The 15,509-nt window shown below is 39.4% G+C and carries 15 protein-coding genes; 1 reads left to right on the forward strand and 14 read right to left on the reverse strand.

Annotated elements, in window-relative coordinates; genetic code table 11:
• Window positions 1–90: 90 nt before the first annotated feature.
• The 6 genes from ATE34_RS10185 to ATE34_RS10210 all read right to left on the reverse strand — a co-directional run bounded on the left by ATE34_RS10185 (window position 91) and on the right by ATE34_RS10210 (window position 8,710).
• Window positions 91–2,067, reverse strand: a complete 1,977-nt coding sequence (locus ATE34_RS10185) for a UvrD-helicase domain-containing protein (RefSeq protein WP_084911986.1) — start codon at window positions 2,065–2,067, stop codon at window positions 91–93.
• A complete protein-coding gene (locus ATE34_RS10190; protein WP_061599015.1) occupies window positions 2,034–4,163 on the reverse strand; it encodes an ATP-dependent nuclease in 2,130 nt (709 codons plus the stop codon). Before ATE34_RS10190 ends, ATE34_RS10185 begins: the two co-directional genes overlap by 34 nt.
• A gap of 88 nt (window positions 4,164–4,251) precedes the next feature.
• Window positions 4,252–6,903 (reverse strand): valine--tRNA ligase, encoded by a 2,652-nt coding sequence (locus tag ATE34_RS10195; RefSeq protein WP_061599018.1) that lies wholly within the window; start codon window positions 6,901–6,903, stop codon window positions 4,252–4,254.
• Complete coding sequence (locus tag ATE34_RS10200) at window positions 6,896–7,474, reverse strand: AAA family ATPase (protein WP_061599020.1); 579 nt, start codon at window positions 7,472–7,474, stop codon at window positions 6,896–6,898. The genes ATE34_RS10195 and ATE34_RS10200 overlap by 8 nt, the downstream gene beginning before the upstream one ends.
• The gene (locus ATE34_RS10205; RefSeq protein ID WP_084911987.1) at window positions 7,474–8,034 is read right to left on the reverse strand and encodes a GNAT family N-acetyltransferase; all 561 of its coding nucleotides are present in this window, start codon (window positions 8,032–8,034) and stop codon (window positions 7,474–7,476) included. Before ATE34_RS10205 ends, ATE34_RS10200 begins: the two co-directional genes overlap by 1 nt.
• A gap of 280 nt (window positions 8,035–8,314) precedes the next feature.
• The gene (locus ATE34_RS10210; protein ID WP_061599024.1) at window positions 8,315–8,710 is read right to left on the reverse strand and encodes a helix-hairpin-helix domain-containing protein; all 396 of its coding nucleotides are present in this window, start codon (window positions 8,708–8,710) and stop codon (window positions 8,315–8,317) included.
• Between the two features lie 280 nt (window positions 8,711–8,990).
• On the opposite strand from ATE34_RS10210, the gene ATE34_RS10215 reads away from it, so the two are divergent.
• Window positions 8,991–9,182 (forward strand): DUF898 family protein, encoded by a 192-nt coding sequence (locus tag ATE34_RS10215; protein ID WP_231069217.1) that lies wholly within the window; start codon window positions 8,991–8,993, stop codon window positions 9,180–9,182.
• Between the two features lie 93 nt (window positions 9,183–9,275).
• Here ATE34_RS10215 and ATE34_RS10220 read toward each other — a convergent pair whose 3' ends face one another.
• The 8 genes from ATE34_RS10220 to infB form a co-directional block, all read right to left on the reverse strand.
• Window positions 9,276–9,530: a DUF1912 family protein gene (locus ATE34_RS10220; RefSeq protein ID WP_000119707.1), complete on the reverse strand. Its 255-nt coding sequence runs from the start codon at window positions 9,528–9,530 to the stop codon at window positions 9,276–9,278.
• 9 nt (window positions 9,531–9,539) lie between these two features.
• On the reverse strand, window positions 9,540–10,874 hold the full coding sequence (locus ATE34_RS10225; protein ID WP_084911989.1) for a DUF438 domain-containing protein: 1,335 nt from the start codon (window positions 10,872–10,874) through the stop codon (window positions 9,540–9,542).
• Window positions 10,874–11,107 carry a DUF1858 domain-containing protein gene (locus ATE34_RS10230; RefSeq protein WP_000368742.1) on the reverse strand — a complete coding sequence of 78 codons (234 nt, stop codon included), beginning with the start codon at window positions 11,105–11,107 and terminating at the stop codon, window positions 10,874–10,876. Before ATE34_RS10230 ends, ATE34_RS10225 begins: the two co-directional genes overlap by 1 nt.
• Window positions 11,108–11,233: 126 nt before the next feature.
• On the reverse strand, window positions 11,234–11,467 hold the full coding sequence (locus ATE34_RS10235; protein ID WP_000368742.1) for a DUF1858 domain-containing protein: 234 nt from the start codon (window positions 11,465–11,467) through the stop codon (window positions 11,234–11,236).
• 19 nt (window positions 11,468–11,486) lie between these two features.
• Complete coding sequence (locus ATE34_RS11315; RefSeq protein ID WP_275080624.1) at window positions 11,487–11,612, reverse strand: hypothetical protein; 126 nt, start codon at window positions 11,610–11,612, stop codon at window positions 11,487–11,489.
• A 115-nt stretch (window positions 11,613–11,727) separates the two neighbouring features.
• Window positions 11,728–11,910: a hypothetical protein gene (locus ATE34_RS10245; protein ID WP_084911990.1), complete on the reverse strand. Its 183-nt coding sequence runs from the start codon at window positions 11,908–11,910 to the stop codon at window positions 11,728–11,730.
• A gap of 216 nt (window positions 11,911–12,126) precedes the next feature.
• On the reverse strand, window positions 12,127–12,477 hold the full coding sequence (rbfA, locus tag ATE34_RS10250) for a 30S ribosome-binding factor RbfA (RefSeq protein ID WP_001273601.1): 351 nt from the start codon (window positions 12,475–12,477) through the stop codon (window positions 12,127–12,129).
• A 254-nt stretch (window positions 12,478–12,731) separates the two neighbouring features.
• On the reverse strand, window positions 12,732–15,497 hold the full coding sequence (gene infB / locus ATE34_RS10255; protein ID WP_084911992.1) for a translation initiation factor IF-2: 2,766 nt from the start codon (window positions 15,495–15,497) through the stop codon (window positions 12,732–12,734).
• Window positions 15,498–15,509 lie beyond the last annotated feature (12 nt).

Genomic DNA, 15,509 nt, shown 5'->3' on the forward strand with positions numbered 1-15,509 from the left:
ATAGTCCTAGCTTTTCCGAATCAGTGTAATATTTATTTCTACGCACTTATTACAAATTTCATATTTCGGATGTCTTCAGACTTTATATATCTATATCTGAAAACCAATTTGGTTGAAACAATTTTTAAATTCTTCCATATTGTCAATTTGATTTGCATCAATCAATACAACTAATTCTTCCTCTGCTCGAGAACACCCAACATAAAAAAGTTTGTAAGCTGTTAAGACTGATCTAACTAAATTATTATTAAAAATATTTTCTTGTATCTTCTTTATTGCTGTTTTCTTTTGAAAGTTAAGTTTATTTTCTTTTAAACAAATAAATTTAAAATAATCATTATCTAGATACTTATTAAAAATCTCTTGAAAATCACTAAAGTATCGCTCTCTATCACCTGCATCAATTTTTCTTATTTTTTTTCCTAATTTTTCTTCTAGTGATAAAATATCATGATTAAAATCATAATAAAACTGTTGAAAACTATCGAAATTAAATACAATATTTTGAGTATAAAAACTTGAAAATAGATTTAGAAATTCATATATCTTTATACCTGGGGTACTTGAATTTTCTGCAACAAATAGTATCTTTTTATGCCCTTCTCCTTTAACCCCATGTTGTGTTGACACCATAGGGTTTCTATTGTATTCATCTATCAATTTAAATAATTCAATTGAAGAGCAAAATAAATCAGTATAAAGAAAATCTCCGTTTTTCGCATATAAAAATATAAATTTATAAAATTCATCACTAATAACTTTATTAACTATCAATTCTTGGATTACAATTCCTAAAAGTTCCTTAGATTCCAATAGCTTAGCAAAGAGATCCATTTTTTCTTTCAGTTTTACCTTATCCTGATGAAATTCAATTTTCAAAATGCTGCTATCAAAAACTGAAATAGATTTACCAAAAGATAAGTTATTTTTGCTATTTTTTAGGAGTCGTATCATTTCACCATAATTTTTATTATGATATTCATTCAATATCTGAAATAACAAACTTAGAAAAGACATTAGCTCATCAGGGTTTTCATCATAGCTACTGTTAACCAGAACATCCATTACACTAATACGACCATTATTAGGGTATATTTCCTGATATTTTGTATAGATTTCTTCCGCAGATTCCCCACTATTATTAATGTTTTCGAATCTCTTTCTATTAACTGTTCTTAGTTTATAAAACTTCTCGTAAACTTCGCTATTATTAGATAAATACGTCTCAATATTATCTGTAAAGACCAATTGAGGTAATTGACCTTTTTCACCTATATAAGAGTTCTGTGTAACCCTAGAAACAGATAAGTATAAATGATTTAACAGATTAACTATTTCTTTAGAGGAGCGATAATTTGTAGTAAAGGTTTGAGAGAGACTACTATCAAATTCACCAAATTCACTTTCAAATGAACCATCATATTTGTTATAAATTTCTTGCATTTTATCCCCAAGAAAATATACTTTTGTTAAACTGTTCCTAGCCGAATTATAAAAAAATCTCAAAACTTCTGTACTTGTATCTTGAACTTCATCTATGAAAATGTAATTATACATTTCACGCAATTTAAAACCAATTTTAGGAAATCTTTCTATTAACTTAAATGAAAAGTATAATAAATCGTCATGAGATAAACCTCCATCTAACACAAAAGAACTCTGACGCTCATTGTAATAAATTTTCAAATTTGATTTTATTATTTCTTCAGAAATGTCGCCATCTACTGAAAATCTTTCCTTATACCGTTCAACTAATTTCCCACTGTTATCAAGTGTAGTTTTAATTTCTTCTTTATAGATTTCAAAATAAAAATTTATAATTTTATCGTTACTAAAGAACGGCTTTAAAAAATTGTTTAAAAAACTATGAATAGTTGATATTTCAACATTTGGAGAAATAATTCTTTCCTGCATTACCTCTGAAGCTCTATTAGTATAGGTAATACACAAAATTTTAACAAATGGTTCATTATTTAAAATATCATTAATAGTTTTACTAATAAAGTAAGTTTTGCCACTTCCAGCAGGGGCATTTATATTGTAGAAATTATTTTGTTGTTGAGCCACGTTAATCCCTCCTCGATATAATTAGGCAACACTTCAATTACTTTATCTTTAAAAATAATCGAGTACATAAAATTTGTTTTATCAATAATTGAAACAATATCTCTTATTGAACGTTTTGGTTCACATGTTTCTTTGAATTCCTCATACTCAGCATACTCTTCAGTATGGTTATCTCTCAGATAGTCAATTTTCCTATTTTCTTTTGATATTTCTAATCTATTATATATTTCCTCTCTCTTCATGCTACACTCTTTGCCAGAAGTAATATTAGGTAGTGTCAATTCAAAAGATTCATTAAATTTGTCCCACTCCGATTTGTTAAATTTTTCAAACACACTTTCTATTTCCTCTGTTAGAGAAATCATTTTATATAATAAAGCATCTTCTAATGTTCTAGCATATCCATCTCTACCTGTTTGGGTAAAAATTTCTATATTCTTTTCTCTATCTTGACTCTGTTGTTGATAAATACCGGCAACTTCTTTATTGTCAGCAAGTAATAATGAATTTAAAGTAGTATTAGAAGATTTATCACTCTCTATTCCCTCTAATTCCTCCCTTTCTTTATCGTAATCAATATCAGTAAAGACACAGGCCGTCATTCTCAATTCATTTAATAGTGGAAAATATTTATGTGCGTGAGCTCCACCACATTGACAATAACTTATATATTGACGAGTTAAATTTATATATTTTGAATGTTTCCTATTAATCAAACTTTCAAAATACATTCTCTCTGCATCACCCTCATAAAAGATAACAGCATCTGAAAAAATTAAATCTGCGAAATTCAATTTAAAAAATGTTTCATAAAATTTTTTATCTCCATTATTAACAATAAATTGATGCAAATCAACTATACGATTCATAAAATTATTTTCTGAACGAATAACTTTTATATCATTAACATCTACATTTTTTACAATTTCAGTTGAATGAGTTGTAATAATTCCTTGTAGATTTTTTTGTTTACTAAAAATAGTTTCAATATAACTAACTAGCACTTTCTGCATTTGTATATGCATATGTGCTTCAGGTTCTTCGATAACAAATAGATTAACAGTAGTTGGTTGAATTGTTCTTCTAAATCTATCAATTTGGAGGCTCATATAAATTAGATTACTAACCCCAAGACCTTGAGATTCTTCAGTTAAACTAAACAAAAATTCATCAGTACTATGTGAATAATTGATTAATAAACTATCCTTAATCAAGTTCAATAAATTCTTTTCGTTAAAATGAAATTTCGCTTCCAAAGCTTCAATTTCATTTTTTGATACATTGTCTAGACTATCTTTTAAGTCAGATAAAACTTGTTGTGCTTCTTTTTGAATACTAGAATCAATTTCTGATTCAGCTAAATCATTAGCTATTTTATTTTTTAATTCATCAAACTTACTATCCCATATAGAATCACGGTCAGTGGAATCAGATGATGAAATAATCGATGTAGTTATCTTTTTATTTTTAAGATTTTCATCATCTAATTCTCTATCAGCAGATATATATTCAAAATGGAATAATTTTTTAAAATCTTTATATTCAATAATTTTCTTATTATTGAAATCCTTATCAGCATAAAAATAAATACTTTCTGTATTTTGTTCTATGATTTCTTGAAGTATTGTAGCTGATTTGATATCTTGTTTAATAAATTCTTCTTTTATTACCTCTGTATTGAGTTTATAATTGTATTCAAAATAAAAGTTCCGCATATCATCTTCTAGATCCATTAGGTAGTTTGCAAATAGACCTATGGATTCCTCCACATCATAGGACAATACAATTTGAAGTTTTATTTTTATATGTTCATTAATATAATTTATAAATTCAATGAACTTCTCATCATTAAAATCTGAGGAAAGATCTAATTCCTTAACTTTTTTATCCAACAAAGACTTTAATGAGATAGAAAAATCATTAAAACCCACTGACTTTCTTGATTTATTATTGAAAACAATGTCTAACAGCTGAATAAGCGAAGTTTTTCCACTATTGTTAGCTCCTGCTAAAATAGCAAAATTTCCATGATTTAAATTTATTGTACTCTTATTAAAGCGTCTATATCCCTCAATAGTAATTTTATCAATTCTCATAAAAATTCTCCTTTTCATAAAGAAAGCGTTACCAACAAATGTTGAGAAATAAACCTAAATATTAAAATTTAGGTTTATGATTCAGATCTTATTTCACCAGCCTCTTCATCTCATCAATACGTGCGACGGTCGCATCGTATTTGGCTTGGTAGTCGGCTTGTTTGTCGCGTTCTTTTTGGACGACTTCTGGTTTGGCGTTGGCTACGAAGCGTTCGTTAGAGAGCTTCTTGCCGACCATGTCCAGTTCTTTTTGCCATTTAGCCAGTTCCTTGTCGAGACGAGCCAGTTCTTCTTCGACATTGAGGAGGTCTGCGAGTGGCAAGTAGATTTCCGCTCCTGTGATGACGCTTGACATAGCCAGTTCAGGTGCAGGGATGGTTGAAGCAATTTCCAAGTGTTCTGGATTTGTGAAGCGTTTGATGTAGTTGACATTGCTGTTAAAGAAGGCTTCCAAGTCGCTATCGCTTGTCTTAACAAGGATCGTGATAGGCTTGCTTGGTGCTACGTTTACTTCCGCACGCGCATTCCGAACGGCACGGATCAAGTCTTTGAGGCTTTCAACACCAGTGTGGGCAGCAAGATCTTCAAAGGCTGGGTTGACAGTTGGGTATGCTGCTGTAACGATAGAACCTTCTGAGATTTGCCCAAAGATTTCCTCTGTCACGAATGGCATGATTGGGTGAAGGAGACGAAGGATCTTGTCCAAGGTGTAAAGGAGAACAGAACGTGTGATGACTTTCTCTTCTGCATTTTCGCTATAAAGGACTTCCTTGGTCAACTCAACGTACCAGTCCGCGAACTCATCCCAGATGAAGTTGTAGAGGATGTGTCCAGCTACACCAAACTCAAACTTATCAAAGTTTTCAGTGACTTTGCCGATAGTTTCGTTGAGGTTGTGGAGAATCCAGCGGTCTGTGACATTTCCAGCTTCCTTATTGACAACCTTTGCGACATTGGCAGTTGCTTGGTCAAGAGTCAAGCCTTCATTGTTCATGAGGATGTAGCGAGAGATGTTCCAGATCTTGTTAATGAAGTTCCATGAGGCATCCATTTTCTCGTAAGAGAAGCGGACGTCTTGACCTGGTGCAGAACCGTTTGAAAGGAACCAACGCAGGCTATCTGTTCCGTACTTATCAATAACATCCATCGGATCAATCCCATTGCCCAGTGATTTAGACATCTTACGGCCTTCCTCGTCACGAATCAGACCATGAATCAATGCATTTTTGAATGGCGATTTGCCAGTAAATTCCAAACCTTGGAAAATCATTCGAGATACCCAGAACGGGATAATATCATAACCAGTCACCAAAGTTGATGTTGGATAATAACGTTTGAAGTCTTCTGAGTCGACATCCGGCCAGCCCATGGTAGAGAATGGCCAAAGAGCCGAACTGAACCACGTATCCAAGACATCTTCGTCCTGAGTCCAACCTTCACCTTCTGGAGCTTCTTCGCCGACATATATTTCACCCTCAGCATTGTACCAAGCAGGGATTTGGTGACCCCACCAGAGCTGACGAGAGATTACCCAGTCGTGAACATTTTCCATCCATTGAAGGAAGGTATCGTTGAAACGAGGTGGGTAGAATTCTACCTTGTCCTCTGTATCTTGGTTGGCAATAGCATTCTTAGCCAATTGGTCCATCTTAACGAACCATTGAGTAGACAAGCGTGGTTCAACCACAACACCTGTACGCTCTGAGTGACCAACACTGTGGACACGTTTTTCGATTTTAACGAAGGCACCAATTTCTTCCAACTTGGCAACGACTGCCTTACGAGCTTCAAAACGGTCCATACCTGCAAACTCGAAGGCAAGCTCATTCATAGTTCCGTCGTCGTTCATGACGTTGACTTGCGGCAAGTTGTGACGTTGACCAACCAAGAAGTCGTTTGGATCGTGGGCAGGCGTGATTTTCACGACACCAGTACCAAATTCAGGATCTGCGTGTTCGTCTCCAACGATTGGGATCAATTTATTAGCGATTGGAAGGATGACGTTTTTTCCAATCAAGTCCTTGTAGCGTGGATCTTCTGGATTGACGGCAACGGCAACGTCCCCAAACATCGTCTCAGGACGAGTTGTCGCAACTTCAAGGGCGCGTGAACCGTCTTCCAGCATGTAATTCATGTGGTAGAAGGCACCTTCGACATCCTTGTGAATCACCTCGATATCAGAAAGGGCTGTGCGAGCTGCTGGGTCCCAGTTGATGATAAACTCACCACGGTAGATCCAGCCTTTCTTGTAAAGTTCGACAAAGACCTTGCGAACGGCTTTTGACAAACCTTCATCAAGAGTGAAACGCTCACGAGAGTAGTCTACAGAGAGCCCCATCTTGCCCCATTGTTCCTTGATGGTAGTGGCATATTCGTCTTTCCATTCCCAGACTTTTTCAAGGAATTTTTCACGACCAAGGTCATAACGGCTAATGCCCTCACCGCGCAAGCGCTCCTCAACCTTAGCCTGAGTGGCAATACCAGCGTGGTCCATACCCGGAAGCCAAAGCGTATCAAAACCTTGCATGCGTTTTTGACGGATGATGATATCTTGCAAAGTTGTATCCCAAGCGTGACCAAGGTGAAGTTTCCCAGTTACGTTTGGTGGTGGAATAACGATAGAATATGGCTTAGCCTTTTGATCGCCTGAAGGCTTGAAAACATCAGCATCAAGCCATTTTTGGTAACGACCAGCCTCAACCTCGGCTGGATTGTATTTAGGTGAAAGTTCTTTAGACATGTGTGTGTCCTTTCTCTATTATTTTCATTTTATTTTGAATCTGCTTAGCAACTTCTTCTGCAGACAGATTCGTATTATTTATTTTAAGGTAGTGGTGCAACTCATTCGGTTGGATTTGAGAATTTAATTGAAGGGTTTCAGAGATCTCTAAAATTTCTCTTTCAGATATCTCAATATGTCGTTTTAAGGGTTTATGCTTTAATCGATTCTCCGTTCGATTTCGCCGTAAACGCTCTTCAAGACTTGTTTCCAACTCAACAAACAGAATCTCTTGATGAAAGTTATCCAATAAATTCTGAATTTGCTTTAAATACATCAACTGGTACTGATTTGAAAAATCAATTACGTCTGTTAAAATCATCAACCTACGATTCCGAGCGCTTGTTTCCAGAAATGAAAAGGTAATCCCTCGAACAAACTCCCACATTTCCTCTGTAAAATCCTGATAGATTTCTAGTGCAAAATCTATAGCTTGATGGTTATAAAAGAGGGTAGCATTTGTCTTTCGAGATAGTTCTTGACCTATCGTCATTTTTCCTGATGCTGGAGCACCAATGATGAAAAGATGCATCAAATCACCTCCCACTCACTCCTCAGCAAGCCATATATCAGACTGTCACAGCGGTTTCCTTGAACATCCGTTCTGTCCCGGATGCGGGCTTCGAGGGTAAAGCCAAGTTTCTCTGCAACTCGTTGACTTTGAAGGTTATACCCAAAGCAAGTCAGTTCAATCTTGTGAAGATCAAGTTCTTTAAAAGCTAGGTCAATCAAGGCACGTGCCGCCTCTGGAACATAACCTAGACCCCAATAGTTTGGGTGCAAGGTATAGCCAATCTCCAGCACATCGTCTTCGTGTCGATGAGGAAAATCAACAGAGCCGATGATTGTATCAGTTCCTTTGACCACAATGCCGTAACCAGCTGGGAGATTGTCCTTTTCATTGCGTTCGGGAAGAATGTGCTCCAGATAATAAATCTCATCTTCCAAGGTCTTGACGGGTTGAAATGCTGCTGGGTAGGCGACCTCTGACAGACTAGCGTAGGCATAAATATCCTCAGCATCAGCTACTGTACGGACTCGTAAGACAAGTCGGTCAGTCTCTATTCGTTCTGGCAGTTCAGCTCTTGTCATCTTCCTCCCTCACTTTCTACAAAAAATCGCCCCTGCCATCTACATGACAGGGACGAATGTATTAATCCGCGGTACCACCCAATTTCGGGCAGAGCCCGCAACTCTCGTCTTTGAAGGATATACAAAGACACTTTTATTTCATTTTCATCCATCAGCAACCAGTTTTGACACATTTGTGGACTTCTCAGCACCGCCACTTTCTGTAAAATGTGGGATCCAAAACACCTCTAATGGCTTTATTTTAACAAGTTTTTGACGGAAATGCAAGGGGCAAGAAAAATTACTTGAACTTGATGCCGTTTTCTTTTAATTTCTTGATGGTAGCTGGGCCGATCCCTTTCAAGGCAAGGAGTTCCTTTTCAGTCCAGTTTTTAAAATCAGAAGCTGACTTGATGCCTTCATCATAGAAAGTCTTGGCGCGGTCGACTGAAAGTCCACCTAGGTTTGCTGCGAATTCTTCTACAGAGCTTGTAACCTTTTGAGCTTGCTCTTTAGTTGCTTCTACTGCTTGTTCCACTTTTTTAGAGACAACTTTTCCCGCTTCACTAGCAGATTTTTCTGCATGCTTCACAACTTTTTTTGTTTCTTCGACAACCTTGGTCACTGTAGTTGAAAATGCACCTGAACGGCGAAGGCTGTTTCTTAATTGTTTTTTACGTTGGAGTTTCTTTGACATGATAAAATCCTTTCAATAAAAAATCCCTGTTTTGACAAGGATTTAATAAAGATATTCTATCAAGATTTTGGAAAAAAATCAAGAAAGGAAACGAGATTGTTCTTAAAAATCTAGCCGTTTTTTCTTTCAATCTAATTCGACAATAATTCAACTTCTTGATAAAATATGCAGTAATGTGCAAGATTAATTCACATAAAAAGCTGATAAGGAGAACAATATGAATAATGAAAGTTACTTTGATGGTGGTCTTTTGAGCTAGGTTAGATATGCTATCCTAGCCATGATTATCATAGGCTTTACTATTGGAATCGCTACGCCTTGGGCAGTTTGTATGATGCAAAACTGGAAAGTTAAGCGCACTGTCATCGATGGACGTCGCCTCTATTTTGACGGAACAGGTTCTCGATTATTCAGGAACTGGATCAAGTGGTTCTTGCTCACCATCATCACTTTGGGCATCTATTCATTCTGATTGCATATCAAAATGGAACAATGGATTACCAAACACACACATCACGTATAAACAGAAAAAGTGCGTTCATACGCACTTTTTGATTTGTAACGATTAATAATTTCGCTCACCAAATAATCCCTCTGGTAAGTCATGGAAACCCTTGCCCGCCTTGAAATTTTCAAACTTACCAAGCAAGAACTGGTAAGCATCCAAGCGGCTTTCGTAGCGAATCATGGCATCTTTGGCACGCTCGTCTTGGTCTTCTTCGTAAACCTTTTGACTTTCCTTGTGCGCCATGTCGTTGATCATGATCTGGGTATTGACCCATGCTTCAAATTCCTTCATAAATTCCTGTTCGTAACTCATTTTTTCTCCTTATTCTAATCCACGGAAGTAGTCCGTATTAATCTCACGGTAGGGTTGGATATCCTGAACATACTCTAGCACGCCTTGGAATTCCCCGTTTTCATTGTGCACTGCGGCATAGGTGATGTGGACAAACTTGTCTCGCGACTCTGACTTGAACCACATTTCATACTTGTCCTTGACCCCTTCACGAAGACCTTTCATAACGGCCTTCACCTTGTCTAAGTACTTGGGCGGATGGCAGAGTTCTACATTGCGCCCGACTTGGGACGGTGTCCGTTTGAAAATCATCTCATCAGCTGGCGTATTGTCATTGTAATACTGGAAAATATCGTCTTTATTGACAAAAGTGATTTCCATAGGGAGGTGATTGAGGATGAGGTTGGCCTGCTCGACCGAGAGATAGCCATTGCCAAAAGCCTGTTGACTATGGCGGTCCAGCACTGCTTCCTTTTCCTTAGGGGTAAAGGTAATGGTAAACTGGCCTTCTGGCGTATCTATAACTTGCTGCACTTGGCCTTCAGCCGTATCTAGTTGCACGGGCTCCTCTGTACTCTTTTCCTCAACAAAACTCTGACGTTCTGGAACCCATTTCTCAGACGGACGGATAATGGCATAGCCGTAGGCATCGCTCTCCTCTGCAATCTGAATCCAGTCATCCTGAGTAAAGGACTCAAGGAGAATCATGAGAAGGATGGACTCTTCCTTGAAAATCATACTTTCAAACTCTATCGCAAAAGCTTCAAAATCTTCTTTTACACTGCTAATCGACACTTCTGGCAGTGACTTAGCTGTCGTTAGAGCTGTTTGAAAGAGTTCCCTGATCTGGTCATCCACTCCCCACATAACCTTTGGAGGTGAATCGTGTCCATAGCGCTCCATGATGGGAAAGAAGAGCTCTTCCTTGCGCTGATAGTGGATGTCAAATTGCCCCAAAAGTCCCATTTGACGGACCAAGCCCTTGCGCATCTCTGCCAGCATTTCCTCATCTTCCATAGACTCATAGGTATCCAACAGTCTCCGAATGCGAATCAAAGCTGCACGGAGAGCCAGATTTTCATCCTTGAAGACGCGAACTGGGTGGCCAGGGTGTTCAGTCTCCTCCACTTCGACGCCCTTAACAGCATTTTTAAAAAGATTGGCATGGACATCACAGAGCTCCATGACATCTTCAAAGGTAACACCTGAGTCTGAGTTCATCAGCTCGTGCTCCATGAGGGAAATCTCAATAGCTGAGACACCTGTAAAGGTTGCATCAAAACGCTCCTGAACCGACTCGGGAGAGGCGCCATTGTGCAATTCTAGCAAAATATCCCGTAGGATATGAATCCGTTCATCTGCCATTAGTCTAATCCAATCACTTCATAGCCGTTCGCTTCTAGCGTGCGGACAATCTTGTCCATAGGAGTTCCTTCAAGTTTAGAACCCTGCTTCAGCGATACTTTGCGACCGACTGTGTTGCGCATCAAGGGATTAGCAAGTGGTTTAAAACCCAGCTCCACTAGGATTCCCAAGACTTCTGGATGCTTGTCCACCACTTCTGCAACGGGAATTGACACATCGATGATATTATCCATGACGACCTCCATGTATGTTCTAATACTCTTCGAAAATCTCTTCAAACCACATCAGCGTTGCCTTAACGTAGGTATTGTGCAATTCTAGCAAAATATCCCGTAGGATATGAATCCGTTCATCTGCCATTAGTCTAATCCAATCACTTCATAGCCGTTCGCTTCTAGCGTGCGGACAATCTTGTCCATAGGAGTTCCTTCAAGTTTAGAACCCTGCTTCAGCGATACTTTGCGACCGACTGTGTTGCGCATCAAGGGATTAGCAAGTGGTTTAAAACCCAGCTCCACTAGGATTCCCAAGACTTCTGGATGCTTGTCCACCACTTCTGCAACGGGAATTGACACATCGATGATATTATCCATGACGACCTCCATGTATGTTCTAATACTCTTCGAAAATCTCTTCAAACCACATCAGCGTTGCCTTAACGTAGGTATGGTTACTGACTTCGTCAGTTCTATCCACAACTTCAAAACACTGTTTTGAGCAACCTGCGACTAGATTCATAGTTTGCTCTTTGATTTTCATTGAGTATAAAATGATTTTACTGCTTATATTATACCATATGGGAAGAGATTAAAAAACTAGCAGCGGAGTTCCTGCTAGTTTCTTTCATTTCAAGTTATTCCTTATCATCTGGTTTTGCGAGCCACTGGGCTACATCCATCAGCTTGTCAGCAAGCAGTACTTTCCCGAAACCTACTAGAGCATTGTCGTTTTTTTTCATGTTCTTCAGGACTTTGATGCTTTGCATCACGAAAAAGTAATTCCCGTAAGTCTTGGCTAGAATTTTAATGAATCCCATATTACCTTCCCTCGTCTAGCTGTAGTTTCTAGCTGATTGCTCTACCAGACTAGCTAGTTATTGATAAGAAATCATTTCATCTCACTCTTTCCAATTTCTATACTATCATACAAGTTGAGCTTTATAAAGCTTTTTAACAATTTTTTACTCTAGAGAGATTACCCCAGTATTTTTTATTGCCATTTCTCCACCAAAAAAGAGGGTTCCCCCTCTTTCTTAGTTCTTATCCAGATTGCGTAGCATCTCGTCAATCTTGTTTCCATATTCGATGGATTCGTCTTTGACGAAGGTCAAATCTGGGATTTTGTACAATTTCAAATTGCGACCAAGTTCACGTTTGATGGTACCAGTTGCTTTTTCAAGCCCGATTTGAGCTTTTTGGTTATCCGAAGCAAGGTTACTCAAAATGGTGTAGTAAACCTTGGCAACAGATAGGTCCCCCAGCATCTGAACATCTGTAATAGTCACACCTTGGACACGGGGATCACGGACTTTCTTTTGCAAAATCTCATTGACTTCACGCTTGATTTCCATGCCCACACGATCCGTACGGAAATGATTTGCCATGTTTCTTCCTTTCACTTTTATAATGAACCAAAAGCTAGGCCAGCAGACCTAGCTATTTTTAAACTCCTTGATTTTCAGTTCAAATTGAAACGAAGTTCAATTTGAAATCATCTGCTTCTTTCGCCGTGGTGAAAGTGATGGAACTGATTTATCAGTCCCATCACAGGGGATTTTTGAGACCCTAGGCTCAAAAATAAGCAATGAAACCATCGGTTTGCTTGCGTCCCTCCCCACCTAAGAAAGGAGCAAAAATCTTATCTCTTGACTTCTTCCATGACATAAGCCTCAATCACATCATCCATCTTGATATCATTGTAGCCATCAATCATCAATCCACCTTCACGGCCGTTTGTAACTTCTTTGACGTCATCTTTGTAGTGTTTCAAGCTTGCAAGTTCACCATCATAGATAACAACACCATCACGAATAACACGGACTTTAGAGTCACGGGTAACTTTACCACTCGTAACCATGAATCCACCAATGGTTCCCACTTTAGATACCTTGAAGGTTTCACGGATGATTGCTTCACCGATAACTTTTTCTTCGAATTCTGGGTCAAGCATTCCTTTCATGGCTTCTTCCATCTCTTCGATAACCTTGTAGATAATGCTGTGGAGACGGATTTCTACATCATCTTCTTCTGCTTGTTGACGCGCTTGTGGTGTAGGGCGCACATTGAAACCGATGATAAAGGCATTTGAAGCTTCCGCAAGAGTCACATCAGATTCGTTGATGGCACCGACCGCTGAGTGAACTATGGTAACTTTGACACCTTCTACATCGATCTTTTGAAGCGAGGCAGAAAGGGCTTCAACTGAACCTTGTACGTCGGCCTTGATGATGACGTTAACAGACTTGAGCTCACCTGCTTTAAGCGTATCAAAGAGGTTTTCAAGGCTGACACGTTGGGTTACTTGACGTTGCTTCATAAGAGCACGTTTCGCACGTTCTTCACCTGCTGCACGCGCAGATTTTTCATCTTCGTAAACGGCAAAGTGATCACCCGCCATTGGCGCTTCGTTCAAACCAGTGATAGATATTGGCGTTGATGGTCCAGCAACCTTAACACGACGTCCAAGGTCATTGGTCATGGCACGGACACGACCGAAGGTATTTCCGACAACGATAGGATCTTGTACATTCAGAGTACCTTGTTGCACAAGAAGGGTTGCGACCGCACCTTTTCCTTTATCCAAGCGAGCTTCGATAACGGTACCGATAGCACGCACTGTTGGATCTGCCTTGAGTTCTTGGATTTCAGCTACAAGTAGGACCGTTTCCAAGAGTTCATCGATATTTTGGTTGAATTTAGCTGAGATTTCGACAAATTCAGAATCTCCACCCCAGGCAGTTGACATGACACCGTGTTCAGCCAATTCACCGATAACACGTTCTGGGTTGGCACCTGGTTTATCAATCTTGTTGATGGCTACGATGATTGGAACGTTCGCTGCTTTTGAGTGGTTGATGGCTTCGATAGTTTGAGGCATAACCCCGTCATCCGCCGCTACAACCAAGATGGTAATGTCGGTAACAGAGGCACCACGCGCACGCATAGATGTAAAGGCCGCGTGTCCAGGTGTATCAAGGAAGGTAATCTTCTTGCCATTTTCCACAATTTGGTAGGCACCGATATGCTGAGTGATACCACCCGCTTCACCCGTCGCAACACGAGAATTACGAAGGGTATCCAAAAGGGTTGTCTTACCATGGTCAACGTGTCCCATGATGGTTACAACTGGTGGACGCTCAACTAATTCATCTTCATTAAGATAGCCATCTTCGACAAAGAAACGTTCGATGTCGGCATTATCCACTTCAACCTTTTGTTTGGCTTCGATACCGTAATCCACCATGAGGAGTTCAATGGTTTCTCCATCCAAGGATTGGTTTTGTGTGGCCATAATTCCCATCATGAAAAGCTTCTTAACGATTTCAGCTGGTTCACGTTTGATACGTTTTGCGATTTCTGCAACAGTCATACCATCTGTATATTCGAATTCTGTTGGCAATTCGTGGAACTTACGCTCTGTAACAGGTTTTGGAGTCTGATTACGATTGTTCTTGTTATTGCCTTTTTTGTTCTTCTTATTGTTATTCCAGTTACTATTTCTTTGATTTCTCACTTGATTTTGACTACTTCGATTCTTTTGTTGTTTTCTAGGACCATCTTCTTCGTGATCATAATCGTCACGTTCTTTGTCTGGTCGAGCTTGTTTTTTACGACGTGTATCCACTGGCGCTTCTTTCGCTACAGGAGCTACTGTTACGGCTGGCTGCGTTTGTTCAGCTAGCTTAGCAGCTTCTTCAAAGATTTCCTCTGGCTCCTTGCGTTTATTAGCTTGAGCCAAGGCTTCTTTGACAGCTTGCGATTGTTTGAAGCGCTCCTCGCTTGAGCGTGCGTACTCTGCATTTTGCTCTGCTTTTAGGGCTGCTGCACGGGCTTTAAAGTCAACACGTGGTCCAGCTGGTTTTGGCTGGAAGTCTTGTTGCTGACGGCGATTATTGCCACGATTCCCTTGACCTTGTGGTTTTTTCCCTTGGTCGTTAAAACGGCGGTTGTCGCGGTTCCCTTGACCAGGTTTACCACCATTACGGCCGTCGTTTTTCTGACGGTTGCCGTTTTGTTGTTGGTCACGGTTGTTGCCCTTGTTTTGTTTGCGTCTCTCTGCCTGCTCTTTGGCACGCGCCTCACGCTCCGCCTTGAAGTTTCGACTTTGTGGTCTCGCTGCCACTACTTTTTCTTCCTTAGGAGCTGCGGGTGTAGCTGGTTTACTTTCTTCCTTAGCAACAGCTGGTTTAGCTGATGCAGGCTTTCCCACCTTCTTTTCTACACTTGCTTCTGCCTTAGGAGCAGGTTCAGGCTTAAAGCTCGCTGCGATTCGCTCAGCAGCAGCAGCTTCCACGCTCGATGAGTGGCTTTTCACATCCAAACCTAACTCTTTTGCACGCGCTACAACTTCTTTACTTTCTTTTCCAAGTTCTTTTGCGATTTCGTACAATCTTTTCTTAGACAAATCATGTCCTCC

It is taken from the genome of Streptococcus oralis subsp. tigurinus, from assembly GCF_002093545.1.
Taxonomy (GTDB): domain Bacteria; phylum Bacillota; class Bacilli; order Lactobacillales; family Streptococcaceae; genus Streptococcus; species Streptococcus oralis_C.

What these genes read in the sequence shown, in the direction of transcription:
- rbfA (WP_001273601.1), bottom strand. Translation starts at nt 12,477, where the DNA reads ATGGCAAATCATTTCCGTACGGATCGTGTGGGCATGGAAATCAAGCGT.
- ATE34_RS10190 (WP_061599015.1), bottom strand. Translation starts at nt 4,163, where the DNA reads ATGAGAATTGATAAAATTACTATTGAGGGATATAGACGCTTTAATAAG.
- ATE34_RS11315 (WP_275080624.1), bottom strand. Translation starts at nt 11,612, where the DNA reads ATGAATCTAGTCGCAGGTTGCTCAAAACAGTGTTTTGAAGTTGTGGAT.
- ATE34_RS10245 (WP_084911990.1), bottom strand. Translation starts at nt 11,910, where the DNA reads ATGGGATTCATTAAAATTCTAGCCAAGACTTACGGGAATTACTTTTTC.
- ATE34_RS10220 (WP_000119707.1), bottom strand. Translation starts at nt 9,530, where the DNA reads ATGAGTTACGAACAGGAATTTATGAAGGAATTTGAAGCATGGGTCAAT.
- ATE34_RS10205 (WP_084911987.1), bottom strand. Translation starts at nt 8,034, where the DNA reads ATGACAAGAGCTGAACTGCCAGAACGAATAGAGACTGACCGACTTGTC.
- ATE34_RS10230 (WP_000368742.1), bottom strand. Translation starts at nt 11,107, where the DNA reads ATGGATAATATCATCGATGTGTCAATTCCCGTTGCAGAAGTGGTGGAC.
- ATE34_RS10195 (WP_061599018.1), bottom strand. Translation starts at nt 6,903, where the DNA reads ATGTCTAAAGAACTTTCACCTAAATACAATCCAGCCGAGGTTGAGGCT.
- ATE34_RS10200 (WP_061599020.1), bottom strand. Translation starts at nt 7,474, where the DNA reads ATGCATCTTTTCATCATTGGTGCTCCAGCATCAGGAAAAATGACGATA.
- ATE34_RS10235 (WP_000368742.1), bottom strand. Translation starts at nt 11,467, where the DNA reads ATGGATAATATCATCGATGTGTCAATTCCCGTTGCAGAAGTGGTGGAC.
- ATE34_RS10215 (WP_231069217.1), top strand. Translation starts at nt 8,991, where the DNA reads ATGATTATCATAGGCTTTACTATTGGAATCGCTACGCCTTGGGCAGTT.
- ATE34_RS10225 (WP_084911989.1), bottom strand. Translation starts at nt 10,874, where the DNA reads ATGGCAGATGAACGGATTCATATCCTACGGGATATTTTGCTAGAATTG.
- ATE34_RS10210 (WP_061599024.1), bottom strand. Translation starts at nt 8,710, where the DNA reads ATGTCAAAGAAACTCCAACGTAAAAAACAATTAAGAAACAGCCTTCGC.